Genomic DNA, 26,060 nt, shown 5'->3' with positions numbered 1-26,060 from the left:
TCAGAGCTTCTCGTACACCGGCTTGTCGGCCCGCTTCTTCAGCACGCCGACCTCGATGGCCAGGTCGATCTGCTTCTCCAGGTTGGCGAAGACGGTGTCGTCCCACACGTCGGCGTAGACGGGGGCGAGCCGCTCCGGCAGCAGCTCGATGGCCTTCTTCTCCTCGGCGGGGACGCCGTAGTCGGCGTGGTACTTCCCGATCAGGGCCGGGTCCTGCTTGATCAGCCGCCAGGCCTCCAGGGTGAAGTCGACGTACGCCTTCGCGGTCTCCCGGTTGGCGGCCAGCCAGTCGCGGCGCACGGCGGTGCCGTTGAGGAACAGCGGGCTACTGTCGCCGGTCCCCTTCTGCCACAACTCGCCGACGGAGGCGAGCTGCCGGTTGCCGGAGCCGACGAGGCGGGTGGCGTTGGGCTCGATCGCGATGATCGCGTCGAGGTCGCCGCGTTCGTAGAGCGCGAGGTTGGCGATGGGCTGCCCGGTGAACAGCTTGAACTCCCGGTCGAAGCGGATGCCGTTGACCGCCGAGGCCAGCGCCGCCGCCCGGTAGGTGTCGCTGCTGGGCGGCTGCACGCCGACCTTCCTGCCCTTGAGGTCGGCGATGCTCTGGTACGGGCTGTCGGCCGGGACGATCCAGCGGCCGTGGTTCCACAGCGACGGCCCGACGATGACCACGTCGTGGCCGCTGGTGTTCACCTCGGTCGCGCCCAGCGGGCCGAACGCGTAGATGTCGAGCACGCCGGTGAGCAGCTGCTCCTGCCCCGCGCCGGGGCCGCCGCCGGCCTTGCGGTCGAGGCGGAGCCCGTGCTTGGCCTCCAGGCCGAACTGCTCGGCGACGGAGTCGCGGATCGCCCCCGCCGTGCCGGGGCTGCGGGGCTGCACCTTGGCGCTGCGGGTGCCGCCGCCACCGGCGGCGGCCGGCTCGTCGGCGCCGCACGCGGTCAGCAGGGTGGCCGCGCCGGCGCCGCCGGCGAGGAGCCCGGCGGCGCGCAGCAGGGATCGTCGGGTGAGGGGTGTCGTGGACACGGTGGTTCCTTCCAGGGTGAATCAGGTGGGTGCCCGGCCCGAGGGGTGAGGGCGGCGGGCCGGTGGCCGCGCCGGGGATGGGGCGGGCTCAGGTGAGGGCGGCAACGATGCGGCGGTGCACATCGAACAGTTCGGGGTCCTCGGGGCTGCGGGGGCGCGGGCGGTCGATGCGGTATTCCCGCACCACCTCGGCGGGGCGTCCGCCGAGGACCACCACCCGGTCGGCGAGGAAGGCCGCCTCCAGCGCGTTGTGGGTGACCAGCAGGCCGGTGCGCGGGGTGCGCAGCCAGAGCTGTTGCAGCAGCAGCCGCAGGCGGCGGGCGGTCAGCTCGTCCAGCGCGCTGAACGGCTCGTCGAGCAGCAGCACCTCCGGGCGTACGACGAACGCGCGGGCCACGGCGACGCGCTGGCGCTGCCCGCCGGAGAGCACCGACGGGTACGACCGGGCGTACTCGGTCAGGCCGACGGCGGCGAGGATCGGGGCGACCTCGGCGGCGTCGATGCCGGCCGCGGTCGCGGCGAGCCGCACGTTGGTCTCGACGGAGGTCCAGTCCAGCAGGCGGGGCTGCTGGAACACCATGCCGAGGCGGGGCCGCCCGCCGCCGGTGGAGACGGTGCCCGCATCGGGGCGTTCCAGGCCGGCGATCAGGTGCATCAGGGTCGTCTTGCCGGTGCCGGAGCCGCCGACGACGGCGACCAGCTCGTCGGGCGCGAGGGTGAGGGAGAAGTCGCGGAAGATCTGCTGCCGCTCGCCGGTGCGCCGGTTGGTGAACGCCTTGTCGACGCCGTCGAGGCTGATCCGCACGCTCATCGCAGCGCCACCCGCCGCCAGCGCACCGCGCGCCGTTCCAGGGTCTGCAGCAGCCCGTACTCGATGGCGGCCATGACCAGCGCGAAGGCGACGGTCCAGGCGAGCACGCCGGCCACGTTGTGCTGGGAGAACTCCAGGTTGAGCTGGTAGCCGACGCCGTCGGCGAGGCCGAAGATCTCCACCAGCACGATGACCTTCCAGGCCATCGCGATGCCCAGCCGCGCCCCGGTGAACAGGTCGGGGACGATGGCGGGCAGCCACACGTACCGCAGCCGGGTCAGCGCGTCGAGGCGGTAGACGTGCGCCATCTCGCCCAGCGCCGGGTCGACCGAGCGGACGCCCTGCGCGACGTTGATGGTCAGCGCGGGGGCCGCCGCGAGCGCCACGGTGAGGATCGGGTTGAGCAGGCTCACCCCGAACCAGATCACGCACAGCAGGGCCTTGACCAGGCCGGGGGTGGCCAGTCCGATGAGGACGGCGGGCTCCAGGAAGCGGCGCAGCCACTCGCTGCGGCCCATCGCGATGCCGGCGGCGACGGAGACGACGAACGCCGCCGCGAAGCCCAACGCGACGCGGGTGAGGGTGACCCGGACGTTGTCCCACAGCGCGCCGCTGGCGGCGATGTCGACCAGGTTCCGGGCGACGTCGCCGAGGCCGGGGATCAGCGCGCTGCCGGAGGCGTCGGCCATGAGCTGCCAGCCGGCCGCGAGCAGGCCGACGAGCAGCAGCGCGGGCAGCGGCCGGGTGAGGCGTCCCACGACGTCGGCGGCGGGCGGGCGGCCCGGCGGGGCGGGCGACCGCCCGCCGCCGAGCGCGACCTCCTCGGCGACGACAGGGTGCGTGACGGTCATCGACATCCCATCTTTCGGTACGCGGGTCGCGTCGTCCTCGACCGCGGCAGGTCATTGACCAGTGCGTACGCACCGATCTCCGATTCCCTATCCTGCCGGTAGGATTAGTAGGGTAGCAAGACGCATCTCACCCATCGAGACAGCGGGTGTCGGGTAGCCGACAGCGTGTGAGCCGTGACCGTCCGTCAACCGCGCGCCCTCGCCGCGCCGGCTCGCCCCCGCCCGGAGCTGCGCCCCCACCCGACTTCCGTAGGGGGTCCCCTGAGGAGGGTCCGGGGCGGCCGGCCCACCGGTCCCGGGTTTTCTCCCCTGGCCGGGCGAGCGGCCCCCTGCGAGCGTGGGCCCATGGCTTCACTCTCCGTACGGCGCTGGCGTCAGCTCGCGCTGTGGCTGCACGTGACGACGTCGGTGGGCTGGATGGCGCAGGCCCTCGCCCTCTGCGTGCTGCTCACCACCAGCCTCACCACGCCCGACCGGGACGTGGCCGTCGCCGCCACGTCCATGGCGCAGGTGCTCGACGGACGCCTGCTCGCGCCGCTGGCCAACGCCTCGGCGTTCACCGGGTTCATGCTCGCCGCCGCCACCGGTTGGGGTTTCTTCCGCTACCGCTGGGTGCTGGTGAAGTTCGTGATCACCCTGGTCCAGCTCCACCTCGGGATCTTCGTCCTCGGCTCGGCACTGGCCGACTCGGCGGCGGCGGCCACCACCGGCGCGCGGGGTCCCGCCGTGCCGCTGGCCGTCGGCTCGGCGCTGATGGCCGGCGCCATCGCCTTCCAGGCCTGGGTGTCCGTGGCCAAGCCCTGGTCGACGACCCGCTGGATGCCGGCGGACCGGCGGCAGGTCGCCGGGACCGCGCCGCGCTGGGTCTTCGTGGCCACCGTCGTCGGCGTGGCCGCCGACCTCACCGTCGCCGCGCTGCTCGGCCACCCGGCGCCGCTGATCTCCCTGATCATCCTCGGCACGTGGCTGGTGCTGCGGCGACGACAGGCTCGCGCCGCCCGCCCCGGCGGGACCGCGCAGCCCGACGCCACGCCGACGCCGACGCGGGCTGGCGCGGGCCGGAGGTAGGAGATCTTGGAAGCAATGGGCCCCTCTGGGGGCCGAAATCTTCCAAGATTCACCCCGGTTTCCGCGCGCGCAGAACCGCCCCAGCCCAGCCGACGAGGACTGACGACGACCGCGCCCGCCCCCGGGAGCGGAGGCGGGCGCGGCGGGTGGGGTCAGCGCTGGGCGCGGAACAGCCAGTGCTGCTGCTCCACGGCGGCGGTGGCCCCGATGAGCAGGTCCTGCGAGATCGGGTCGCTGGTCGCGGTGTCGGCCACCGCCTGACGCAGCGTGCGGATCAGGGCGAACAGCGCGTCGACCACGACCTCGACGGCGGTGCCCTCCTCGACGTCGCCGTGGTCGAGGGCCGGCAGCGTCGACTGGGCGGCGACCGTCGCGGCCCGCCCGTCGGGGTTGAACCCGACGGCGGCGGCCCGCTCGGCCACCTCGTCGGCGTACCGGCGGGCGAGGTCGGCGAGTTCGTCGAGTTGCAGGTGCAGGCTGCGGAAGTGGGGACCGACCAGGTTCCAGTGCGCCTGCTTGGCCAGCATCCCCAGGTTGATCAGGTCCGCCAGCGCCTGCTGCAGCGCCTCGCCGGTGGTCTTGCGGTCCGTGGAGTCGAGGATGCCGTCGACAACGGCCATGGTTGTTCTCCGTTCAGGTGAGTGGGGCGGCGCACGCGCCGTGCACCGGCACCACCGTGGGCGAGGCCGGACCGCTCACGCGGCGATGAAGTCGAGCAGGTAGCGGTTGACCAGCTCCGGGTGCGTCCAGGCGATGTTGTGCGGGCCGCCCGGGATCACCTCGTAGCGCAGGTCGGCGATCAGCTCCGGCAGCCGGTTGGCGGTGGCGTCGATCGGCAGGATCCGGTCGGCGTCGCCGTGCAGCAGCAGCGTCGGCACGTCGATCTTGCCGAGGTCGGCGCGGAAGTCGGTCAACCAGGTGTCGACGCAGGCGTACGCGGCGTACGCCGACGCGCCGACCGCGGTGATGAAGCTGTTCTGCCAGGCCTCGTCGCTGATCCGGGTGCCGCCCAGCACGTCGACGTTGTAGAAGTTGTCGAGAAAGCTCTTGAAGTACGCGGGCCGGTCGGCCACCACCGCCGCCTTGATGTCGGCGAAGACCTGCGCGTCGACGCCCTCGGGGTTGTCGTCGGTCTTGAGCAGGAACGGCGGCACCGCGCCCATCAGCACCGCCTTGCGCACCCGGCCCGAGCCGTAGGTGCCGAGGTAGCGGGTCACCTCGCCGGTGCCCATCGAGAAGCCGACCAGCACGACGTCGCGCAGGTCCAGGTGCTCCAGCAGGGTGTGCAGGTCGGCGGTGAAAGTGTCGTAGTCGTAGCCGACGGTCGGCTGGCTCGACTTGCCGAACCCGCGCCGGTCGTACGTGATCACCCGGTAGCCGGCCGCGAGCAGCTCCCGCGACTGCTTCTCCCAGGACGCCCCGTCGAGCGGGTAGCCGTGGATGAGCACGACGGGCGCGCCGGTGCCGTGGTCCTCGTAGTAGATGTCGATGTCGCCGCGGTTCTCTTCGCCGACCGTGACGTAGGGCATGTGCCGCTCCTGGTGCTGAGTGGGAACCGTGGGCCCGTCGACGCCCCCGTCGCGCCGTGCGTGACCTGCCGTCGAGTCAACCGGCGCGGCGCGGCCCACACCACGAAGAAGACACGCAGAACTGCACGCCTACACCGTCGCCAGCAGCATGAGGCCCATCACCACGCCCATCGTGGCGTGGCAGAGGCCCTCGGCCCGCGCCCCGGCCACCCCCGGTCGGCCGGCAGGCACGTGGTCGCGCCAGGCCGGGGTCAGGCGTACGCCCCGGGCCGCCCACCAGCCCGCGGCGAGCAGCAGGTACCCGCCCAAGGCCACGCTGACCAACGGCGGCCACCAGCCCGCCGACGTGGCCGCGCCGTGCTGGCCGTGCGGCCCGGCGTGGCCGCCCGGCAGGCCGGTCATCCACACCATCGCCGCCGAGGCGAGGGCGAAGTATCCGGTGGCCGCCCGCGAGCCGAGTGCCGCCGGGCGGCGTGCGGTCAGCGCCGCGAACCAGACCCCGGCCGGCACGAACAGGACGAGCCACACCGCCTGCGGCACCCCGAGCGCCCACACCATCGCGGTCATCGCCACGCCCATGAGCAGGTGCACGCCCTCGGCGATCCGGCACCGGGCGGCCCGACCCGATCCCGCCCGCGCGGACGCCGGGCCCAGGAACCGGAACCCGTGGTAGGACGTCACGGCCATCAGGGCCAGCGTCATCGGCCATTGCAGCGCCGGGAACACCATGGGCTTGCTCCCCTCGTCCGACCGGTCCGAGCCCGTGGGCAGGCGGTCAGGGCCGACGGTAGTCGGCGCGGGAGCCGGCGTCTGTGCGCGAAGTTGCCCTCTGCGTCCACACGGGACCGGCCGAGGTGTGTACGGTCGGGCGGTGACCGCGTCCCGGAGCATCGCAGACCCGATCAGCGACGACCTGCCCCACCTGGACCCGACCCGGCCGACCGCGCAGCGGGTGGCCCACCTGCTCGGGCGGATGAGCCTGGCGGAGAAGGTCGGCCAGATGATGCAGCTCGACTCCCACGGCGACCTGGCCGACCACATCCTGGGCAGGCACGTCGGGTCCATCCTGCACACCTCCCCCGCGCGGGTGGTCGAGGCGCACGAGCTGACCGCGCGCACCCGGCTGCGCATCCCGCTGCTGGTCGGCGAGGACTGCATCCACGGGCACTCGTTCTTCCCCGGCGCGACGATCTTCCCCACCCAGCTCGGCATGGCCGCCACCTGGTCGCCGGAGCTCGTCGAGCGGGTCGGGCGCGTCACCGCCGTCGAGGTGGCCCCGACCGGCGTGCACTGGACCTTCTCCCCCGTGCTGTGCATCGCCCGGGACCTGCGCTGGGGCCGGGTCGACGAGACGTTCGGCGAGGACCCGTTCCTGATCGGTGAGCTTGCCGCCGCGATGGTGCGCGGCTACCAGGGCGAGGACCTGGCCGACCCGACCGCCGTCCTGGCCACCGCCAAGCACTTCGCCGGCTACTCCGAGACCCAGGGCGGCCGGGACGCCACCGAGGCGGACCTGTCGCGGCGCAAGCTGCGCGCGTGGTTCCTGCCGCCGTTCGAGCGGGTGGCGCGCGAGGGGTGCCGCACGTTCATGCTCGGCTACCAGAGCACCGACGGCGTGCCGATCACCGTCAACGACTGGCTCCTGACCGACGTGCTGCGCGGCGAGTGGGGCTGGACGGGCATGCTCGTCACCGACTGGGACAACGTGGGCCGGATGGTCTGGGAGCAGCGGGTGCAGCCCGACCACGCGCACGCCGCCGCCGCGGCCGTCCGCGCCGGCAACAACATGATCATGACCACCCCGCAGTTCTTCCAGGGCGCCCAGGACGCGGTCGCGCGGGGTCTGCTGGTCGAGTCGGACCTCGACGACGCCGTCTCCCGCATCCTGGCCCTGAAGTTCGAGCTGGGCCTGTTCGAGGACCCCCGCCGGCCCGACGTCGCCCGGCAACGCGCGGTGATCGGCAGCGCGCCGCACGCCGCGCTCAACCTGGAGGTCGCCCGCCGGTCGTTGGTGCTGCTGCGCAACGACGGGGTGCTCCCGCTCGCGGGCGGGTTCGCGGCCGACGACGCCGGGCGCGCCCGGGGCGACGGCGGCCCGCCGCGCACGGTCGCGGTCGTCGGCCCGCTCGCCGACGACGCGCAGACCCAGCTCGGCGACTGGGCCGGCTCCTCCGGGCAGGCCGACTGGATGCGCGACGGCCAGCCCCGCGACATGATCACCACGGTCCTCGACGGGCTGCGCGCCCACGTGCCCGCCGGCTGGGCGGTCACCCACGCGCGCGGCGCCGACATCCTCACCATGGCCCCCGACCCCGAGGGGGCGCTGTTCCCCGACGGCCAGCCCCGCCCGCAGGTCGTCCTGCCCTGCCCGCCGGACACGGCGCTGATCGCCGAGGCGGTCGCCGCCGCCGAGGGGGCCGACTACGTCGTCGCGGTCGTCGGCGACCGCATCGAGCTGGTCGGCGAGGGGTGCAGCACCGCGACGCTCAACCTGGTCGGCGGGCAGATCGCCCTGCTGGACGCCCTCGCCGCGACCGGCACGCCGATGGTCGTCGTGCTGCTCGCGTCCAAGCCGCTGGTGCTGCCCGACTCGGCGCTCGACGCCGCCGCCCTGCTCTGGGTGGCCAACCCGGGCATGCGGGGCGGCCGGGCGATCGCCGAGCTGCTGCTCGGCCTCGTCGAGCCCGCCGGGCGGCTGCCCATCTCGTTCGCCCGGCACGTCGGGCAGCAGCCCACCTACTACAACCAGATCCGTGGCCAGCACGGCTCCCGCTACGCCGACCTGACCCAGCGCCCCGCCTTCGCCTTCGGCGACGGCCTGTCGTACACGACCGTCGAGTACGCCGACCTGCGGGTCGCCCCGGGCGACCTCGCGCCGACGGACACCGTCCGCGCCGAGGTCACCGTCCGCAACACCGGGACCCGGCCGGTCCTGGAGACCGTCCAGGCGTACGTCAGCGACGACGTCACCTCCGTGAGCTGGGCGGACAAGGAGCTGAAGGCGTTCCGGCAGGTGGAGCTGGAGCCCGGGCGGAGCGCCACGGTGCGGATCGACGTCCCCGTCGCCGACTGCGCCATCGTCGACGGCCGGGGCGTGCGGGTGGTCGAGCCCGGCGACTTCACGCTGCTCGTCGGCCCGTCGTCGCGGGACGAGACGCTGCTGCGGGCCCCGTTCACCGTGCGGCCGGCGGGCTGAGGCCGGGGGCGGTTCAGCCGGCGTGCCGCTCGGCGCGGCGCAGCACCTCCGTGGCGGCGCGGATCACCGCCCGGTCCAGCAGCCTGCCGTGGGCGTCGGTCGCCACGCCGGAGCCGTCGCGGGCGGCCCGGTCCAGCGCGTCGACCACCTCCCGGGCGGCGGCCACCTCCGCCGGGCCGGGCGTGAAGACGGCGTTGATGGTCGCGAGCTGGCCGGGGTGGATGGCGCTGCGCGCCCGGAAGCCCTGGCGCAGCAGCGTCCGCGTGCCGGCCTCCAGCCGGTCCGGGTCGCGCAGCGTCGTCTCGACGGGGCCGACCGGCGCGACGATCCGCGCCCCGGCGGAGGCGACCACGACCTGCGAGCGGATCGGGGCGAGTTCGGCCCGGTCCGGCCCCGGTTGCAGGCCCAGTTCCCCCGCCAGGTCCGCCTCGCCGAGCCCGAGCCGCAGCACCCTCGGCGCGGCGGCGACCTGCGGGCAGGTGAGGATCCCCCGGGCGGTCTCGATCAGGGCGACGACCGCGAAGGTGGCCTCGGTCAGCCCGAGCCGGCGTTCCGCCCCGGCCAGCGCCCGGTCGACCTCGGCCAGCAGCTCCGGTTCCGCCTTCGGCACCCACACCCCGGCCGCCGCCGCGGAGAGCACCGCGACGTCCGCGTCGACCTGGTCGCTGTTGATCCGTACCCAGGTCTCGGTGGTGGCCGGGGCGGCCAGCGCGGCGGCGACCGCGCGGCGAGCCTCGGCCTTGCGGGCCGGGGTGACGGCGTCCTCCAGGTCGAGCACGAGCGCGTCGGCACCCCGGCCGGGGGCCTTGCGCAGCAGTTCCTCCCGGTCCCCGGGGACGTAGAGGTAGCTGCGGGCGACAGCTGCCACGGCGCTACCGCCCGGCCCGGGGCACGTAGCGACCCTGGGGGCTGCCGGTGACCTTGCCGTCGACGAGGACGTGCTCGCCCCGGACGAAGGTGTCGGTGACCCGGGCGGTCAGCTCGAAGCCCTCGAACGGCGTGTACTCCTGGGTGGACTCGGAGTCCGCGGCCCGTACCGTCCAGGTGTGGTCGGTGTCGACCAGGCAGAGGTCGGCGTCGTAGCCCTCGGCGACGGCGCCCTTGCCGGCCAGGCCGAAGCGGCGGGCCGGGTTCCACGAGGTCAGCTCCGCGACCCGCGACAGCGGAAGGCCCCGGCGGCGGCCCTCGGTGAGCAGGCCGGGCAGCAGATACTCGGCCCCGCCGAAGCCGGACTTGGCGACGAAGACGTCGTCGCGGGGCTCGCCGAACTTGACCTCGTCCTTGCAGCAGGCGTGGTCGCTGACCACCCAGTCGACGTGCCCGTCGAGGAGGTGGGCCCAGAGCGCCTCGACGTCGGCGCGCGGGCGCAGCGGCGGGTTCACCTTGCCGCCGAGGCCGTGCGCGGTGGTGATGTCGGCCAGCAGGTGCCCGATGGTCACCTCGCGGCGGAAGTCGATGTGCGGGAACGCCTCGGCCATCCGCAGGGCCGCGTCGAGCGCCTTGGCCGAGGACAGGTGCAGCAGGTTGATGGTGGGCAGGCCGGTCTCGTGGGCCAGGTACGAGGCGATGGAGACGGCGAGCCCCTCGGAGTGCGGCGGCCGGGAGGCGTGGTACGCCTCCAGCCCGCGCAGCCGGCCCTCCTGCTCCACCTGTCGGGTGTAGGCGCTCATGATCTCGGCGGTCTCGCAGTGCAGCGACAGGGAGATCTGGTCGGCCAGCTCGGGGAAGCGTTCCCGGGCCGCCTGCACGCCGCGCATCACGAACTCGAAGTGGGCGTAGTCGTAGCGTTCGCCCTCGGGGATCATCAGGAACGAGTTCTGGTCGGCCGAGCGGCCGTGCAGGCCGTGCCCGCCGTAGAACATGAAGATCTTGAAGGAGGTCACCCCGAACCGGTCGACCAGGTCGGGCAGCTCGTCGATGTGCTCGCGCATCATCGGGGCCAGGTGGAAGCCGTAGTCGATGTGGGAGCGCCCGGCGCTGGCGGCGAGCACGTCGGGGAAGAAGTCCTCGTACCGGCCGCCCCGGTTGAGGTAGTACTGCCCGGTGCGCATGTAGGTCAGGGCGGTGGTGACGCCGCCCTGGGCGCTGGCGCGGCTCTCCGAGGCGGTGTCCTCGGCGAGCGGGTTGTAGATGCCCCAGTGCTGGTGGGCGTCGACGACGCCGGGGAAGGCGAGCTTCCCCTGCCCGTCGTGCACGGTCGCGGCGTCGGCCGGGTCGAGGCCCGGCGCGACGCGGGTGACCGTGCCGGCGGTGACGCCGATGTCCACCGTCTCGGTGTCGGGCCGGTCGTGCCGGACCAGGCGCACGTTGCGCAGCAGCAGGTCGAAGGTGGTCATGCGCTCACTCCTGTCGGGTGTCGGGTGCCGCGGCGGCGGCGGCGAGCAGGCCGGCCAGTCGTCGCACGTCGGTGGCGGTGTCGAGGGCGGCGATCTCCCGCTCGACGGCCCCGGCGACGTCGGCGGGCAGCCGGCCGGCGACGTTGTGCCGGAACTTCAGGGCCAGCTCGGCGGTGGTCAGCGGGCGGGCCGGCCCGCCCCGGTTGGCCAGGACCTCCTCGGTCCACTCCCGGCCGTCGCGGGTGACCACGCGCAGCACGGCCGGGAACTGGTGCGGGAAGATCGCGTCGCAGCGCTCGTCGGGCACCACGTCGACGCGCGCCATCACGGCCCGGCGGGACTCCTCGACGGCGAGGGCGTCGGTGAAGTCGTCCGGGCCGACGCCGAGCACCCCGCCGCCGTGCAGGCCGGCGGCGACCGCGTACGGGCCGCTGAACTGGGCCTCGTAGCCGGTGGTGGGGCGGCGCTTGCGGTCGATGGGCTGCCCGATGGTGCGGATGACCGGGGTGGGCACGCCGAGGGTGACCGACTCGACGTCGGGCGGGCGTACGCCGCGTCGCCGCAGCGCCAGGGCCGCGTCGATGGCCGCGTGGGTGAAGTGGTTGGCCGGGTAGGGCTTGAAGAAGATGTCCGGCACCGCCCAGTCGACGCCCAGCCCCGCGGTGATCTCCGCCGGGTCGTACTCGCCGCGCAGGAACGCCTCGAAGAAGCCGAACCGGCCCTCCAGGACGGTGGGCGGGCCGGTGATGCCGTGCCGGGCCAGGGCCGCCGCGCTCACCGCCGAGTGCGCCGCCCAGCCGCAGTGGATCCGCTTGACGGTGCCGCCGGTGCGGTTGGCCTCGATCAGCCCGGCCGCCATGGAGGCGGCCACGCCCAGCGCGTCGAGGGTGCGCCCGGCGTCCAGCCCGAACAGCCGGGCGGCGGCGACCGCCCCGCCGAGGGTGCCGCAGATGGAGGTGGCGTGCTGGCCGTGCTCGAAGAAGACCGAGTTGCCGGCGGCGCGGTCGTAGCCGGCCATGCCGAGCCGCACGCACACCTCCAGGCCCACCGCGACGGCGGCGACGGTCTCCCGGCCGGACGCGCCGGTGAGTTCGGCGGCGGCGAGCGCGGCCGGCACCACCGACGCGCTCGGGTGCAGCACCGACGGCAGGTGGGTGTCGTCGTAGTCCAGCGAGTGCGCGAGCACCCCGTTGGCGAACGCGGCCAGCGCGGCGGGCACCGGGTCGACGACCCCGATCGCCCGGGCCTGCCCCCGCCCGCCCTGGTCGCGGACGTACGCCAGGGCGGCCCGGCTGCTCGGCAGGTCGACGGCGGCCACGCAGAGCCCGACGACGTCGAGCACCCGCTGGCGGACGCTGTCGACGACGGCGGCGGGCAGCGCGGCGGCGGGCGTGTCGGCGGCGAACGCGGCCAGGGCCCGCCCGAGGGTCGGCTCAGCCACGGCCGACCACCGCCAGCGGGCGCACCGGCGAGCCGGTGGCCCCGTACAGGGGCAGCGGGGCCAGCACGAAGGTGAACTCGTGCACCGCGTCGCGGGCGAGTTCCTCCAGCGCCATCGCCTCGATCAGGTAGACGCCGTGCTCGACCAGGAGGATCCGGTGCGCGGGCAGGCTGCTGTGGCCCTGGCCGGGGCGCAGGCACTCGAAGGCGATGGTGTCGGCCCCGGCGGCGTGCACGCCGTGCGCGGCGAGCCACCGCGCCCCGTCGGCACCCACGCCCGGCACGCCGGAGTCGTGGCCGACGTAGCGGGTGCGGTCGGGGTCGTCGAAGTGCCGGCCCCAGCCGCTGCGGATCAGCACCACGTCGCCGGGCTCCACGGGGGTGCCCTGCCGGTCGACGGCGGCGTCCAGGTCGGCCGGGGTGATCTCGTAGCCGGCCGGGCAGTCGGGCCGACCGAGGGCGGCGGGGACGTCGAGCAGGACGCCCCGGCGGACCATCGGCGCGACGGTGTGCACGCCGAGTTCGGTGAACCGCCCGCCGGACTGGGCGGCGGCGGCGTCCGCGCCGCCGTGCAGCAGCCCGTCGTGGGAGACGTGGGCGAGGGCGTCGACGTGCGTGCCGACGTGGGTGCCCATCACCAGCAGGTCGTTGGCCGCCGAGCCGCCGTCGGCGCGGACCATGTCACCGTGCCGGCGCGGCATGGTCAGCCAGAACGGCGGGTGGTTCGGCGACTGGGGCATGCCGATCGAGAGCAGCCGGCCGAGGTCGTAGATCTCGACTCCGGCGCGGACGGCGTCGAGCAGCCGGTCGGCGTGGCGGGCGGTGGTCGTCACGGTTCCTCACGTTTCAGCGGTTCGGCCACGCCGTCAGGCGACGATGTGGCGGGCTCGGAGATCGGCGATCTCGGCCGGGTCGCAGCCGAGTTCGTCGATCAGCAGGGATTCGGTGTCGGCCCCGAGGGCGCGCCCGGTGAAGCGGATCCGTCCGGGGGTCGCGGACATCCGCCACATCACGTTGTGCATCCGCACCGGCCCGAGGTCGGCGTCGTCGACGGTGGTGAGCATCTCCGTGGCCCGCACGTGCGGGTCCTCGGCGATGTCGCGGGCGCTGTAGACGGGGGCGACGGCCGCCCCGGCCTCGGTGAACGCGCGGCTGACCTCGTCGCGGGTGCGCTGGGCGATCCACCCGCCGACGTACCCGTCGAGTTCGTCGGCGTGCCCGGCGCGGCCGGCGCCGGTGCGGAACCAGGGCTCGTCGATGACCTCGGGGTGGCCCACCAGGCGCAGCACCCGTTCGGCGATGGCCTGGGCGCTGGTGGAGACGGCGACCCACGCCCCGTCGCTGGTGCGGTAGGTGTTGCGGGGCGCGTTGTTGACCGACCGGTTGCCGTTGCGCTGCTCGACGACGCCGAGCTGGTCGTAGACGGTCGGGCCGGGACCGACCGCCGTCATGATCGGCTCCAGCAGGCTCAGGTCGACGACCTGACCCTCGCCGGTGCGGTCGCGGTGGCGCAGCGCCATCAGCACCGCCGAGGAGGCGGCGATGCCGCAGATGCTGTCGGCCAGGCCGAACGCGGGCAGGGTGGGCGGGCCGTCGGCGGCGCCGGTGAGGTGGGCGAAGCCGCTCATCGCCTCGGCGAGGGTGCCGAAGCCGGCGCGGGAGGCGTACGGGCCGGTCTGGCCGAAGCCGGTGATCCGGGCGATGACCAGGCCGGGGTTGACCGCGTGCAGTTGCGCCGGGCCGATCCCCCAGCGCTCCAGGGTGCCGGGGCGGAAGTTCTCCACCAGCACGTCGGCCCGGGCGGCCAGGCGCAGCAGCAGCGCCGCGCCCTCCGGGGCGGACAGGCTCAGCCCGATGGTGCGCTTGTTGCGGGAGATCTCCTTCCACCACAGCGGGTGGCCGTCCTTGGCCTTGCCGTGCCCGCGCATGCTGTCCCCGGCGGTCGGGTGCTCGATCTTCACGACGTCGGCGCCGAAGTCGCCGAGGATCTGGCAGCACAGCGGCCCGGCGAGGATCGTGGAGGCGTCCAGCACGCGCAGCCCGGCGAGCGGGCCGTCGGCGGGCGTGGTCGGTGTGGTCACGGCGGTCACCCCTCTGCCCGGTCGGCCGGCGGGTGGTAGCCCAGCTCGGCGGAGATGTCGGCGGCTGCGGCGGCCACCAGCGCCCCGTGGTCGGCGCAGACCTGCCGGGTGAACCGGTCCTGCGGCCCGCACAGGGAGATGGAGCCGAAGACCTGGCCGGTGCCGTACCGGATGGCGGCGGCGACGCTGCCCGCGCCGTTCTGCCGCTCCCCGATGCTCACCGCGTAGCCCTGCCGGCGGATGTGGGCCAGTTCGTCGCGCAGCACGGCCGGGTCGGTGATGGTCGAGGGGGTGACCCGCTCCAGCGGCTGGGCCAGGTACTCGTCGAGCTCCACGGCGGGCAGCGCCGCGAGGATGGCCTTGGACGACGAGCCGGAGTGCAGCGGGTGGCTGGTGCCCAGGGACACCGACATGCGGACCTCGTGCGGGGAGAGCACCTGGTCGATGTAGACCCGGATCGAGCCCTGCCGCACCGACAGGGTGGCGGTCTCGCCGGTGCGACGGACCAGCCGGACCAGGTACCGGCGGGCGATCTCCGGGACGTCCAGCGCGCGCAGGGCGGCCAGGCCCACCGCGAGCGCCCCGGCGCCGAGCCGGTAGCGCTTGGTGTCCTCGTCGAAGTCGAGGAACTCGTCGGCGGCCAGCTCCTTCAGGATCCGGTACGCGACCGCCTTCGGCAGCCCCAGCTCGCGGGCGATGGTGGACACCCCGAGGGTCTCCGGTGCCCGGGTGGCGATGATGTTGATGACGTCGAGGGCCCGGCCGAGGCCGGAGCGGACCCGCCGGTCATCGGGTGCGGCGAGGGGGGTGGTGGTCATGTCTGTCCTCACTGTGGGCGGACGCGGGCGGAAGGGTCACCGCCGGTCACGGTGGTGTCGCGGGGGTGCCCGGCGGCAATCCTCGCAACTGCCGCTGCCGTTCCACGGCGACGACGAGCGCCACCGAGGCGAGTACGACGGCACCGGCGAGCACCTGCCGGCCGGTGAGCCGCTCGTCGAGCACCACCATGCCCAGCAGCACCGCGATCACCGGGTTCACGTAGGCGTACGTGGCCACGAGTTGCAGGGGCGCGCGGCGCAGCAGCCAGGTGTAGACGCTGAACCCGACGACGGTGCAGACCAGCATCAGGTAGGTCCAGGCGACCCAGGAGCGGCCGGTGACCTCGGCCAGGCGCAGGCGATGCCACTCGCCGGCGGGCAGGGCGGCCACCGCCACGGCCGCGCCGCCGGCGAGCATCTGCCAGCCGGTGCCGACCAGGTGGTCGGCCGGGGCGGGCAGCCGTTGGGTCAGCGTCGAGCCGGCCGCCCAGACCATGGTGGACGCCACGATGGTGGCGATCCCGGCCAGGTGCAGGCGCTGGTCACCGGCGAGCACCAGCAGGGCCAGCCCGGCGAGTCCGCCGAGGACCCCCACGACGGCCGCCGGCCGGGGGCGCTGCCCGCCGCCGAGGCGGATCGCCAGCACCCACAGCGGCATCGCGGCGACGAGCAGGGAGGCCAGGCCGGACGACACGTACTGCTGGCCGACGGCGAGCAGGGCACTGCCCGCCCCGACCATGAGGAGGCCGCCGGCCAGCACGCCGGGCCACCGGTCGCGGGGCAGGCGCAGCCGGTCCGCTCCGTTGCGAGCCGCGACCACCGCGAGCACCAGGGCCCCGGCGGCGAGGAACCGGCCGGCGGTGGAGACCATCGGCGGCAGGCTCTCCAGGGCCACCCGGTTGCCCAGGTAGGTGGAGCCCCACAGCAGGTAGACCGCGCCCAGCCCGGCGGCGAGCGCGGCCGGTTCCACCGGTGGTGGGCCCACCGCCGGTGGCGCCGCCGCGGCGGCGGGTTCAGCGCCGGACATGGGACCGGGTCACGGGGTCACCGCCGGGGCGTCGAGGTCGCACTGGGCGGCCACGGCGTCGGCGAACGCCTCGGGCTGCTCGTCCGCCACGAAGTCGGTGCCGCCGGGGATGGTGACCAGCGGGGCGTGCGGCAGAGCGGCCCGCACCTGCGGCGTCATCCGGTCGACCAGGTCGTCGGCGCCGTGCAGCAGCACGGTCGGCACCGCCGCCAGGGCGGCCGTGTCCAGCCGATGGTCGAAGACGGCCCGGTACGCGGTGGCGTAGTCCGGCCCGGTCAGCAGGTATTCGGCGACCTGCCGGTCCGCCTCGTCGGGGCTGAGCCGGGGGTAGAGCCCCCAGACGCGGTCCCAGATCACCCGCAGGTGCGACCCGTCGCGCTCCGGCGTGTAGCCGGGGGCGTACGTCGCCTTCTTCTGGGCGCGTTCGGCGTCGTCGTAGAGCGGCAGCCCCTGCAGGATGAGCCGGCGGACCCGGTGCGGGGCCCGCAGGGCCGCCTCCGCGGCGATCACCGCGCCGGTGTGCTGGCCGAGCAGGTGCACCCGGTCCAGGCCGAGGGCGTCGGCGGTCTGCCAGAGCGCGGCGGCGTACTGCGGGATCGTCCACGGCTGCGGCGGGGCGTCGGACATCCCGAAGCCGGGGGTGTCCACGGCGACGACGCGCAGCCCGCGCCGGGCCAGCGGGGCCAGCGCTACGTCGTAGGTCGCCGACGACAGCGGCGACTGGTGCACGACGAGCAGAGTCGGGTGTCCCGGCGTCCCGGCGTGGCGGTAGTGGACCTGGCCCCAGGGCAGGTCGACGTAGCCGCGCGCGGCGTGGCCCCGCACCCGGGTCACTCGGTCACCGCCAGGGCGGCCATGACCTCGATGACGTGCCTGATGCCGTCGCGGTAGTCGTCGAGGCGGATGTTCTCGTTGGGCCCGTCCACCCCGGAGTCGGCGCGGGACACGCCGACGCCGACGATGGGCCGGGCGGCGAGGGCCCCCTGGTTGCCGATCCACTGGGTGTACGGCTCGATCACGGGTTCGGTGCCGTACGCGCGGCGGGCGGCGTCGGCGACCAGGGCGACGAACGGGTCGCGGTGGTCGGTCATGTTCGGCCGGCTCGTCGCCATCACCTCGATGTCGACGTCGCCGAAGCCGGTGGCGGCGAGGTGGTCGCGGACGGCGGCGAGCACCCGCTGCGGGTCCTGGCCGGGCACCAGCCGGATCTCGACCTTCGCGGCGGCGGTGGCGGGGATGCCGAGGGTGACGTCGTCGCGCATGTCGCCGCCGGCGATGCCGGCGACGGTCAGCGTCGGCACGGTGCGGATCGCCACGGCGGCCTGCCGGTCGTCGAGACCGCCGGTGAAGCCGCGCACGCCGGCCCGCTCGCGCAGGAAGTCGCCGTCGAACTCCACCTCGGCGAGCAGGTCACGCTCGGCGTCGGTGAGCGGGCGGACGTCGTCGGCGAAGCCGGGCACGGTGACCGTGCCGTCGGGGCGCTGCAACTGCGCCAGGGCGGCGGCGAGCCGGGCCGTCGCAGCCGGCAGCAGCGCGGTGTTCTGGCTGGTCAGGTCGCGGGGCAGGGTACGGACGGTGAGCCGCAGGTAGAGCACGCCCTTCTCGGCGAGCTTGAGCAGCGGCCGGTCCTGCCCGTCGCGCCACGAGTTCTCCCACAGCGCCGCGTCGCTGGCCAGCCGGTCGGCGTACGCCGCGCAGAACGAGCCGAGGCCGGGGCTGTGCAGCCACTGCTTGCCCTCGAAGATGAACCGGCTGGTCACCGGCGGGGTCAGGCCCGCCAGCCGCCAGGCGGCCACCGCGTGGATGCGCGACATCAGCGCGCCCTTGTCGTCGGCGACGCCCCGGGCGTAGAGGCGGCCGTCGTGGATCTCGGCCGCGTACGGCGGGCTGATCCAGTCGGCGTCGTCGCCGGCCGGTTCGACCTCGACGTCGTAGTGGGTGAAGTGCAGCAGCCGGCGCTGCCCCGCGCCGGGGATCTCGGCCAGCACGTACGGGTGGGACTGCTCCCACTCGATGATCTCGGCCTGGCCGCCCCAGCGGTGCACGGAGTCGGCGATGAACCGGGCGGTGGCCGCCATCTGGTCGGGCTCCTGCCGGCGGCTGCGGATGCGGCAGAGCTGCTGGAGTTCGGCGACGAACTCGTCGAAGTGGGTGTCCACCGCGGCGAGCGCGGCGGCGGTGTCCGGGTGGGGCATGGGTTCCTCCGCGGGGCTCAGTGGATCGTGACGCCGCCGTCGACGAAGACGGTCTGGCCGGTGACCATCGCGGCGGCGTCGCTGAGCAGGTAGGCGACGGCGTTGGCGACGTCGTCGGCGTGCGCCATCCGTCCGAGCGGGATGGTGGCCAGCTTCTCGGCGAGGTACGCGGCGTCGCCGCGCACGTCGGTGGTCATGTCGGTGGGGACGATGGTCGGGCCGACCGCGTTGACCCGGATGGCGTCGCGCGCCCACTCCAGGGCCAGCACCCGGGTCAGGTGCAGCACGCCGGCCTTGCTGACGCAGTAGCCGACGGTGTTCAGCACGGCGATGTGCCCGTTGGTGGAGCCGAGGTTCACCACGGCGCCCCGGGCGGCGCGCAGCGCCGGGTACGCCGCCTGGCACATCCGGAACGTGCCGGTGAGGTTGACGTCCAGGACCGTGGTGAAGTCCTCCTCGGTCATCGTGGCCGCCGGCCCCCGGCGGACCACGCCGGCGTTGTTGACCAGCAGGTCGAGCCGGCCGTGCCGGTCGAGGACCCCGGCGACCAGGCCCGCGCAGGAGCGCGCCGAGCGGATGTCGACCCGGTGGCGGCTGTGCGGCCCGCCGGGATCGTCGACGTCGGCCAGATCGGCGTGGGCGACGACCGCGCCCCGGGCCGCGAGGGTGGCGGCGATCCGCGCGCCGATGCCCCGCGCCGCGCCGGTGACCAGGGCGACCCGGCCGTCGAAGCGGTTGACGTCGCCGGTGCCGCTCATGCGCCGATCACCTTGGTGTCCTCGGCCCAGAAGGCGAGCCGACGCTGCAACAGCCGGATGACGAAGTGCGCGACCAGCCCCATCACCGACAGCACCACCAGCACGGCGAACATGCCGGCGATGTCGAAGTTGTAGTTGGTCTGCAGCAGCAGGTAGCCCAGGCCCTCCTTCGCGCCGATGAACTCGCCGACGACCGCGCCGAGGATGGCGAAGACGATGCCGATGTCCAGGCCGGCGAAGATGAACGGCAGCGCGCTGGGCAGCCGCACCATCCGGAAGATCTGCGCCCGGCTGGCCCCGAAGACGGTGAGCATCTGGATCCGGTCGGCGTCGGCGGCCCGCAGCCCCTCGATGACGTTGACCAGCATCGGGAAGAACGAGATGACGGCGGCCATGACCACCTTGCTGGTGAGCCCGAAGCCGAACCAGAGCACGAACAGCGGCGCGAGGGCGACCTTCGGCACGGTCTGGAACGCCACGATGTACGGCATCAGGGTGGCCTCGACCACCTTGATCTGGGAGATGAAGGTGCCCAGCAGCACGGCCGCGCCGACGCCGATGGCGAACCCGAGCAGCGCCTCCTGGGTGGTGACCCAGAAGTGGCCCCAGAACTGCTCGTCGGTGAGCTGCCGGTGCAGCGCCTCGACGATCTGGGAGGGGCGGGGCAGCACGTACTCGTCGACGTCCAGCAGCCGGGTGCCGTACTCCCAGGCGAGCACGACCACGACGAAGACCGTGGGGACGAGCCAGAGCTGGGGGCGTTCGCGCAGGTCGACCCGGCGTCGCCGGGTGGCCGTCGGCCCGGGGGCCGGGGCGGTGGTGTCCACTACCTCGGTGTCTGTCATGGCGGCACCTCCTCAGTCGATGACGCCGGCGGCGTTGAAGTGGCGGCGGATGCGGTCGACGTAGACGCCGGCCCGGTCGGAGGACATGACGCCCAGGTCGCGGGGCCGGTCCAGGTCGATGGTGAGGATCTCGGCGATCCGGCCGGGGCGAGGGCTGAGCACCACCACCCGGTCGGAGAGGAAGACCGCCTCCGGGATGGAGTGGGTGACCAGCACCGCGGTCTGTCCGCTCTCCCGCCAGATGCGCAGCAGCTCGACGTTCATGTACTCGCGGGTCATCGCGTCGAGCGCGCCGAACGGCTCGTCCATCAGCAGGACGGCGGGGTCGTGCACCAGCGCCCGGCAGATGCCGGCGCGCTGCTGCATGCCGCCGCTGAGCTCGTGCGGGTACTTCCGCTCGAAGCCGGTCAGGCCCACCATGTCCAGCAGTTCCTGGGCGCGGGCCCGGTGCCGGGCGGGATCCAGCTTCTGGATCTCCGCCGGCACCATGACGTTGTCGAAGATGGTGCGCCAGGGCAGCAGCGTGGGGGCCTGGAACACCATCCCGACCTCGCGGAGGGGGCGGACCACCTCGGTGCCGGCGATCCGCACCGTGCCGGCCGTCTTCGGGCTCAACCCGGCGAGGATCTTGAGCAGGGTGGTCTTGCCGCAACCCGACGGGCCAACGACCGAGATGAACTCGCCGCGGCGTACGGTCAGGTTGATGTCGTGCAGGGCCTGGGTCGGTGCCGACCGGCGCGGCCGGTACTGCTTGTCCAGCCCGGCGACCTCGATCCAGGAGTCCTCCGACACCGTTGCCGGCTGCTGCGTCCGGCGACCCATCGCCTTGATGGCCATCGAATTCCCTTCCGCGTCCGCTGCCGCTACTTGGCGGGGTAGTTGGCGGCCTTGTCGAGCACCGCGGCCTTGTCGAAGTCGTTGGCCCCGGCGAGCAGGCCCGGCTCCCACACGTCGCCGAGCTGCACGTCCCCGGTGATCTGGCCGGCCTCCTTGGTGTACGCCTGGGTCTTGGTCCACTCCTGGTCGCTGATCGCGCCCCAGTCGCCGAACTGGTCGGGCGTGCCCGACGCCGGGGTGGCGGTCTTCAGCCAGGCGGTGAGGCTGCGGGTGTCGGCCGGCAACTGGTCGGCGGCCTGCTTGCCGGCGAGGATCTGCGGGAACACCTGGTAGCCGATCCGCATGGCGGCCTCCGGGTTCTTCGCGGAGAAGAGCATCGCCTTGTACGCCGCCCGCAGGAACCGGGTGTAGACGTCCTTGTTGTCGTCGAGCTTGCGGGCGCCGACGGCGAAGCTCAGCGACCGGATGCCGTCGAAGGCGTCGGGGTTGTCGAGGTACTTCAGCGTGATCCCGGAGTTCTCGATCACCGCGTACGCCTGCGTGTAGAGGGCCAGCATGTCGACCTTGCCGTCGTTGAGCGCGGCGGCGGCCGGCGCGCCGACGCCGACCGGCAGCAGCTCCACGTCCTTGGCCGGGTCGAGGCCGGCGGCGGCGACGAAGGCCCGGGCGTACGGCGCGGAGCCGGAGGCCAGGCTGATCACGCCGATCTTCTTGCCCTTGAGGTCGGCGCCGCCGGTGAGCGTGCTGTCCGGCTTCACCGCCATCACCCACGGCCAGTTCTGCACCAGGCCGCCGATGGCCTTGACCGGCACGTTCTTCTCGACCGCGCCGAGGATGGAACCGCTGTCGGCGGCGGTCAGGTCGGCGCTGCCCGAGGCGACGGCCTGCAGGGCGGCGACGGAGCCGTCGGTGTTGATCGTCTCGACGGTGAGCTTCTCCTCCGCGAAGTAGCCGAGCTCCTTGGCCACCGCGTAGACGGCCACCTCCTCCTTGGGACCGATGACCGCGGAGGCGATGGCGAAGGTCAGCTTCGCCGGCGCCCCCTCCTCGGCCGCCGCGTCGTCGCCGGAGCCCCCACATCCGGCCAGGGCCAGCGCGGCGACCAACACCGCCGGCAGCACACCCCACTTCTGCTTCATATCGACACCTCGTCCTCAGGGTTCTTTGGGTAGGGAAGATCGGCCGCGCGGGATCCACGCGGCGGGTGGGACGGTTCGGTGATGCCGGCCGTGGTGCGGCCGGTGGGCCGGGCGGCCCGGGGAGGGTCAGCGGGACGGGTCCCGCGACGCCACGGCGATGGCGAGGTCGTTGTAGACGTGCTGCTCGACGATCAGCCCGTCGCGCAGGACGAACACGTCGGCGTAGCGGATCCCGTCGAACGGCTCGCCGTCGGGCCACTGCCCGTACAGGCGGCCGAGGGAGGTCACCGAGACGCCGTCGGCGGCGGCGCCGACCAGGTACCGGTCGCGGTGCTTGCGCACCCACCGGTAGGTGCCCCTCGACGCCGACGCCAGCTCGGGCAGGGAGGCGAAGCGACGCCCGCCGGGGAAGACGATCAGCGCCCCCGGGGCGAGCAGCCGCCCGGCGCGGTCGAGGTCGCGGTCCTCGCAGAGCTGCAGGTAGTGGTCGACCAGCCCGGCGGCGTCCATCAGCCGCTCTTGCCGCTCAGGGCCGCTTCCCACTGGTCGCGCAGCGGGTGCTCGGCCGGGCCCTGCTCGGTGAGGATGCGCATCAGCCGGGTCAGCAGCAGGTCGCGTTCCCGGTCGAGCACGGCCTGCCCGTCGGCGTCGGCGGTGAAGCCGTCGAGGTCGCCGGGGCCGAGCACGTCGCGGCGGACGAGCAGTTGCTCCAGCGCCCGCAGCCGCTGCCGGTCGACGTGCAGCTCGGTGGAGAGCTGCAGCACCAGGTCGAGCAGCTTGCCGAGGCGGGGGTCGCCGAAGTAGTCGAACTCGGTGCTCATCACGCCTCCGGCTTCGTCGCGGCCAGCACGGCCCAGGGGAAGTGCCACTCGACCCGGTCGCCCCAGCCATCGGGGCGTACGCCGTCGCGGCGCTCGTCGAACGGGGTCCAGCTCGCGTCGACCAGGCCGGCCTCGGCGCAGACGGCGAGCAGGTCGGAGCCGAACAGCGCGTGGAAGAACGGCTCGTTGTTGCGCTCGGCGTGCTCGTAGACGGTGGCGTCGCGCAGCGGGTCGCCGGTGAGCTGGAACTCCAGGAAGCGCAGCGCGCCCCCGGGCTTGAGCAGGCGGGCCGCCTCGATGATCGTCTCCCGGATCGCCTCGGCGGGCATCTCGTGCAGGACCATCGTGCCGGTGACCACGTCGCAGGAGGCGTCGTCGAGGCCGGTGGCCCGCCCGTCGGCCTGCCGGTAGTCGATGGCCAGCCCCTGCGCCTCGGCCTCGGCGTGTGCCAGGCGCAGCCCGGGCGCGGCCAGGTCGACGCCGATGACCTGCGCCGACGGGTAGCGGCCGACCAGCGGGCGGGTGCTCTTGCCGAACCCGCAGCCGATGTCGACGACCCGGGTGGCCCCCGGCAGGTCCGGCAGCGCGGTCTCGGTGAACAGCCGGTGGAACTTGTAGCCGTCGTTGTCGCGCAGCATGACGATGCGCGCGCCGAACTCGTAGACGTAGGCGGACATGTCGTCGGAGAAGAAGCCGCCCGGCTGGATGTGGATGTCGTAGTCGGTGTACCAGGCGGGCAGGTCCACGTCGGGGTCGAGGGTGAGCGCGCCGAGCGGCTGCGCCGGCACCTCGGCGAGCTGGGCGGCCAGCTCGTCGCGGCGGCCCAGGACGGCCTCCCCGGCGGTCTTCCACAGCATCTTCTGCTGCACCCGTTCCAGGTGGCTGAACCACGGGTAGAGCGGCAGGTCGCGCAGGGTCGCGCCGGCGTCGGCGATGGTGTCCGCCGGTTCGCCGGTGGCGGCGTACTCCCGCGTCAGGGCGGGGTAGACGGTGTCCGCCCAGCGCTTGCGCAGGCCGAGGACGAAGTCCACGGCGGAGCGTTCGTCCAGGGTGAGTCGATCCTCGATGTCCAGCATGCGGATCTCCTTGCGTCGCGCCGGCCCGGTGAGGCGGGCGGCTCGGTGAGGGGATGCTCGGGTCGGTGCCGGCGGGGGTCCGCCACCGACGTGGTCAGTAGGCGAGGGCCACCGCGGCGGCGTCGGGGCTGTCGTGGCGGCCGAGGAACGCGCCGGCGAACCGGCCCTCGTAGACCGCCTCCAGCGTGGTGCGGGGTGCGTTGGCGTCACCGACGAGGTGGATCCGGGGTCCGTCGGGTGCCGCGTCCAGGTGGCGGAACAGGGTGTCGTCGGCGGCCGGCGCTGCGGCGTCGACGACGGCGGTGACGCCGGCGACGGGAACGTCGGCGCCGGCCAGTGGGCCGGTCAGGGCGATCGTGTCGCCGGCCACCACGCGGGGTGTCCGCAGTGGATGGACGACGACACCGAGCTCGGTGAAGCGCCGCAGCAGCGCCAGTCGGGAGTAGGTGGTGATCCGGGCGGCGAGGCTCGCCGTCGGGGAGACGAGGTGCACCCGGGCGCCCCGCCGGGCCAGCGCCTCGGCGACGGAGGACGCCGCCCAGGTGCCGTCGTCGTCGAGGACGACGTACGCGCCGGTGCCGGCACCGGGTGCGGCGAGCAGGTCGACCGCCTGCCACAGGTCGAGCACGGGTGGCCCGCCGGGCAGGGCGCGGCGGGCGGGGCGGGAGCCGGTGGCCACCACCACGTCGTCGTAGCCGCCGGCGCGTACCCCGGCGGCGGTGACCCGGTGGCCGAGGAGGATCTCGACGCCGACGGCGCGGGCCTCGGCGGCGAGGTCGCGGGTGAGCAGGCCGAGCCGTTCCCGGCCGGGCACCCGGGCCGCGACGCGGACCTGGCCGCCGAGGTCGTCGGCCGCCTCGGCGAGGGTGACCCGGTGCCCGGCGCGGCGGGCGGCGGTGGCGGCGGCCAGGCCGGCCGGGCCGCCGCCGACCACCAGCACCCGACGGGCTGGCACGGGCCGACGCCGGGCCGAGGCCCACTCCCGTTCGACGCCGACCTCGGGGTTGACCACGCAGGTGATCGGCAGGCTGGCCTCGACGCGGGCGATGCAGCCCTGGTTGCAGGCCAGGCAGGAGCGGGTCTCGTGCTGCCGGCCCTCGGCGGCCTTGCGGACCAGGTGCGGGTCGGCGATGTGCGGGCGGGCCAGGCCGACCAGGTCGGCCTCCCCCGCCACGATCAGTTCGGCCGCCTCGGGCAGGCTGTCGAGCCGGCAGACCGCCAGCACCGGCAGGTCGGGGAACTCCCGGGAGAACCGGGCGGCGTGGTGGCGGAAGGGCGCGTGCCCGAAGCTCATGTCGGCCATCTGGGTGGCCAGCGACCAGCTGCCGTGGTAGGCGGAGTGGCTGACGTGGACGTAGGCCAGCGGGTGGTCGGCGCGCAGCCGGGCGACGATTTCCACCATCGCGTCGGGGTCGAGCCCACCGGGGAGGAACTCGTCGGCGCTGATCCGCAGCCCGACCGGCAGGTCGGTGGCGGCGTGGACGGCGTCGAGCACCTCCCGGGTGAGCCGCATCCGGTTGGCCAGGCTGCCGCCGTAGTCGTCGTCGCGGCGGTTGGTGTGCGGGGAGAGGAACTGCTGGAGCAGGTGCCCGTGTCCGGCGTGGACCTCCAGCCCGTCGAAGCCGGCCCGCCGCATCCGGCGGGCGGCTGCGGCGAACGCGTCGACGACGGTGGCGAGGTCACGCCGGCCCATGGCGTGCGGCACGTGCGCCCCGGCGGCCCACGCCACCGGGGAGGAGGACCAGGCGGCGGTGCGGGTGGCGTCGCCGTTGGCCTGCCGGCCGGCGTGCATGATCTGGGCGAAGATCCGCGCGCCGTGCTCGTGCACGGCGTCGGTGACCCGCTGGTACGCCGGGACGCACGCGTCGGTGAAGGCGCCGAGGCTGATGCTGCGTCCGGCGCTGGTGGGGTGCACCCGGATCGCCTCGGTGATGATCAGCCCGACGCCGCCACGGGCCCGCTCGGCGTGGTAGGCGGCGAGTCGGGCCGTGGGCTCGTTGTGCAGGCCGAAGTTGGTGGTGTGGCCCGGGACGAAGACCCGGTTGCGCAGGGTCAGCGAGGCGATGCGGACCGGCGAGAGGAGCTGCCGCAGCTTCTCGTCGACCATGCGCGGGCCTCCTGTCTGGACCTACCGCCCCCGACCGCAGACCGTTCGGGTGAACCGTACGCCGTTCGAACAAGAGGAACGCTAGGGCTGTCGTTCATCTCC

General features: G+C 74.1%; 25 protein-coding genes. 2 read left to right on the top strand and 23 right to left on the bottom strand.

Going from position 1 to position 26,060, the window contains the following annotated elements:
* From ACVMYR_RS24065 to ACVMYR_RS24055, 3 genes are all read right to left on the bottom strand, one after another.
* Complete coding sequence (locus ACVMYR_RS24065; protein ID WP_158229494.1) at window positions 1-1,023, bottom strand: ABC transporter substrate-binding protein; 1,023 nt, start codon at window positions 1,021-1,023, stop codon at window positions 1-3.
* An 88-nt stretch (window positions 1,024-1,111) separates the two neighbouring features.
* Complete coding sequence (locus ACVMYR_RS24060) at window positions 1,112-1,834, bottom strand: ABC transporter ATP-binding protein (RefSeq protein WP_457122811.1); 723 nt, start codon at window positions 1,832-1,834, stop codon at window positions 1,112-1,114.
* Window positions 1,831-2,685, bottom strand: a complete 855-nt coding sequence (locus ACVMYR_RS24055) for an ABC transporter permease (protein WP_198956743.1) — start codon at window positions 2,683-2,685, stop codon at window positions 1,831-1,833. The genes ACVMYR_RS24060 and ACVMYR_RS24055 overlap by 4 nt, the downstream gene beginning before the upstream one ends.
* A gap of 345 nt (window positions 2,686-3,030) precedes the next feature.
* Here ACVMYR_RS24055 and ACVMYR_RS24050 point away from each other — a divergent pair, with 345 nt between their 5' ends.
* Complete coding sequence (locus ACVMYR_RS24050; protein ID WP_396788573.1) at window positions 3,031-3,753, top strand: hypothetical protein; 723 nt, start codon at window positions 3,031-3,033, stop codon at window positions 3,751-3,753.
* A gap of 152 nt (window positions 3,754-3,905) precedes the next feature.
* On the opposite strand, the gene ACVMYR_RS24045 is transcribed toward ACVMYR_RS24050, so the two are convergent.
* The 3 genes from ACVMYR_RS24045 to ACVMYR_RS24035 form a co-directional block, all read right to left on the bottom strand.
* Window positions 3,906-4,373 (bottom strand): Dps family protein, encoded by a 468-nt coding sequence (locus ACVMYR_RS24045; RefSeq protein ID WP_396788574.1) that lies wholly within the window; start codon window positions 4,371-4,373, stop codon window positions 3,906-3,908.
* A 75-nt stretch (window positions 4,374-4,448) separates the two neighbouring features.
* Window positions 4,449-5,282 carry an alpha/beta fold hydrolase gene (locus tag ACVMYR_RS24040; RefSeq protein WP_457122810.1) on the bottom strand — a complete coding sequence of 278 codons (834 nt, stop codon included), beginning with the start codon at window positions 5,280-5,282 and terminating at the stop codon, window positions 4,449-4,451.
* A gap of 129 nt (window positions 5,283-5,411) precedes the next feature.
* Window positions 5,412-6,011: a DUF5134 domain-containing protein gene (locus ACVMYR_RS24035; RefSeq protein ID WP_457122809.1), complete on the bottom strand. Its 600-nt coding sequence runs from the start codon at window positions 6,009-6,011 to the stop codon at window positions 5,412-5,414.
* A 142-nt stretch (window positions 6,012-6,153) separates the two neighbouring features.
* Here ACVMYR_RS24035 and ACVMYR_RS24030 point away from each other — a divergent pair, with 142 nt between their 5' ends.
* Window positions 6,154-8,478 (top strand): exo-beta-d-1,3/1,6-glucosidase, encoded by a 2,325-nt coding sequence (locus tag ACVMYR_RS24030; protein WP_228986570.1) that lies wholly within the window; start codon window positions 6,154-6,156, stop codon window positions 8,476-8,478.
* 13 nt (window positions 8,479-8,491) lie between these two features.
* Here the strand turns inward: ACVMYR_RS24030 and ACVMYR_RS24025 are convergent, their stop codons facing one another.
* From ACVMYR_RS24025 to ACVMYR_RS23945, 17 genes are all read right to left on the bottom strand, one after another.
* Window positions 8,492-9,346, bottom strand: a complete 855-nt coding sequence (locus tag ACVMYR_RS24025; RefSeq protein ID WP_457122808.1) for an HpcH/HpaI aldolase/citrate lyase family protein — start codon at window positions 9,344-9,346, stop codon at window positions 8,492-8,494.
* Window positions 9,347-9,350: 4 nt separating this feature from the next.
* A complete protein-coding gene (locus ACVMYR_RS24020) occupies window positions 9,351-10,814 on the bottom strand; it encodes a dihydroorotase (protein ID WP_077939783.1) in 1,464 nt (487 codons plus the stop codon).
* 4 nt (window positions 10,815-10,818) lie between these two features.
* On the bottom strand, window positions 10,819-12,255 hold the full coding sequence (locus ACVMYR_RS24015; RefSeq protein WP_457122807.1) for an MmgE/PrpD family protein: 1,437 nt from the start codon (window positions 12,253-12,255) through the stop codon (window positions 10,819-10,821).
* Window positions 12,248-13,087, bottom strand: coding sequence for a cyclase family protein (locus tag ACVMYR_RS24010; RefSeq protein ID WP_077939782.1), 840 nt, complete (start codon window positions 13,085-13,087; stop codon window positions 12,248-12,250). The genes ACVMYR_RS24015 and ACVMYR_RS24010 overlap by 8 nt, the downstream gene beginning before the upstream one ends.
* 33 nt (window positions 13,088-13,120) lie before the next feature.
* Window positions 13,121-14,335, bottom strand: coding sequence for a CaiB/BaiF CoA transferase family protein (locus tag ACVMYR_RS24005; RefSeq protein WP_091281574.1), 1,215 nt, complete (start codon window positions 14,333-14,335; stop codon window positions 13,121-13,123).
* 5 nt (window positions 14,336-14,340) lie between these two features.
* Entirely contained in the window at window positions 14,341-15,153 is an 813-nt protein-coding gene (locus ACVMYR_RS24000) for an IclR family transcriptional regulator (RefSeq protein WP_077939778.1), read from the bottom strand.
* A gap of 46 nt (window positions 15,154-15,199) precedes the next feature.
* Window positions 15,200-16,180 carry an EamA family transporter gene (locus ACVMYR_RS23995; protein ID WP_457122806.1) on the bottom strand — a complete coding sequence of 327 codons (981 nt, stop codon included), beginning with the start codon at window positions 16,178-16,180 and terminating at the stop codon, window positions 15,200-15,202.
* Between the two features lie 9 nt (window positions 16,181-16,189).
* Window positions 16,190-17,014 carry an alpha/beta fold hydrolase gene (locus tag ACVMYR_RS23990; RefSeq protein WP_043968498.1) on the bottom strand — a complete coding sequence of 275 codons (825 nt, stop codon included), beginning with the start codon at window positions 17,012-17,014 and terminating at the stop codon, window positions 16,190-16,192.
* Window positions 17,011-18,375 (bottom strand): M20/M25/M40 family metallo-hydrolase, encoded by a 1,365-nt coding sequence (locus tag ACVMYR_RS23985; protein WP_077939775.1) that lies wholly within the window; start codon window positions 18,373-18,375, stop codon window positions 17,011-17,013. The genes ACVMYR_RS23990 and ACVMYR_RS23985 overlap by 4 nt, the downstream gene beginning before the upstream one ends.
* Window positions 18,376-18,392: 17 nt before the next feature.
* Window positions 18,393-19,133, bottom strand: a complete 741-nt coding sequence (locus ACVMYR_RS23980; protein ID WP_363631049.1) for an SDR family NAD(P)-dependent oxidoreductase — start codon at window positions 19,131-19,133, stop codon at window positions 18,393-18,395.
* Window positions 19,130-19,978, bottom strand: coding sequence for an ABC transporter permease (locus tag ACVMYR_RS23975; protein ID WP_077939773.1), 849 nt, complete (start codon window positions 19,976-19,978; stop codon window positions 19,130-19,132). The genes ACVMYR_RS23980 and ACVMYR_RS23975 overlap by 4 nt, the downstream gene beginning before the upstream one ends.
* 12 nt (window positions 19,979-19,990) lie before the next feature.
* Window positions 19,991-20,815, bottom strand: a complete 825-nt coding sequence (locus ACVMYR_RS23970; protein ID WP_176734254.1) for an ABC transporter ATP-binding protein — start codon at window positions 20,813-20,815, stop codon at window positions 19,991-19,993.
* A 26-nt stretch (window positions 20,816-20,841) separates the two neighbouring features.
* Complete coding sequence (locus tag ACVMYR_RS23965; RefSeq protein ID WP_077939772.1) at window positions 20,842-21,954, bottom strand: ABC transporter substrate-binding protein; 1,113 nt, start codon at window positions 21,952-21,954, stop codon at window positions 20,842-20,844.
* Between the two features lie 126 nt (window positions 21,955-22,080).
* Entirely contained in the window at window positions 22,081-22,464 is a 384-nt protein-coding gene (locus ACVMYR_RS23960) for a nuclear transport factor 2 family protein (RefSeq protein ID WP_431895717.1), read from the bottom strand.
* Window positions 22,464-22,775 carry a hypothetical protein gene (locus ACVMYR_RS23955; protein ID WP_077939770.1) on the bottom strand — a complete coding sequence of 104 codons (312 nt, stop codon included), beginning with the start codon at window positions 22,773-22,775 and terminating at the stop codon, window positions 22,464-22,466. The genes ACVMYR_RS23960 and ACVMYR_RS23955 overlap by 1 nt, the downstream gene beginning before the upstream one ends.
* Window positions 22,775-23,851 (bottom strand): class I SAM-dependent methyltransferase, encoded by a 1,077-nt coding sequence (locus ACVMYR_RS23950; RefSeq protein ID WP_457122805.1) that lies wholly within the window; start codon window positions 23,849-23,851, stop codon window positions 22,775-22,777. The genes ACVMYR_RS23955 and ACVMYR_RS23950 overlap by 1 nt, the downstream gene beginning before the upstream one ends.
* 94 nt (window positions 23,852-23,945) lie before the next feature.
* Window positions 23,946-25,958, bottom strand: coding sequence for an oxidoreductase (locus tag ACVMYR_RS23945; protein WP_457122804.1), 2,013 nt, complete (start codon window positions 25,956-25,958; stop codon window positions 23,946-23,948).
* Between the last annotated feature and the right edge of the window lie 102 nt (window positions 25,959-26,060).

Source organism: Micromonospora sp. PTRAS2 (assembly GCF_054052245.1).
This window is presented reverse-complemented; position numbering and strand designations above follow the sequence as displayed.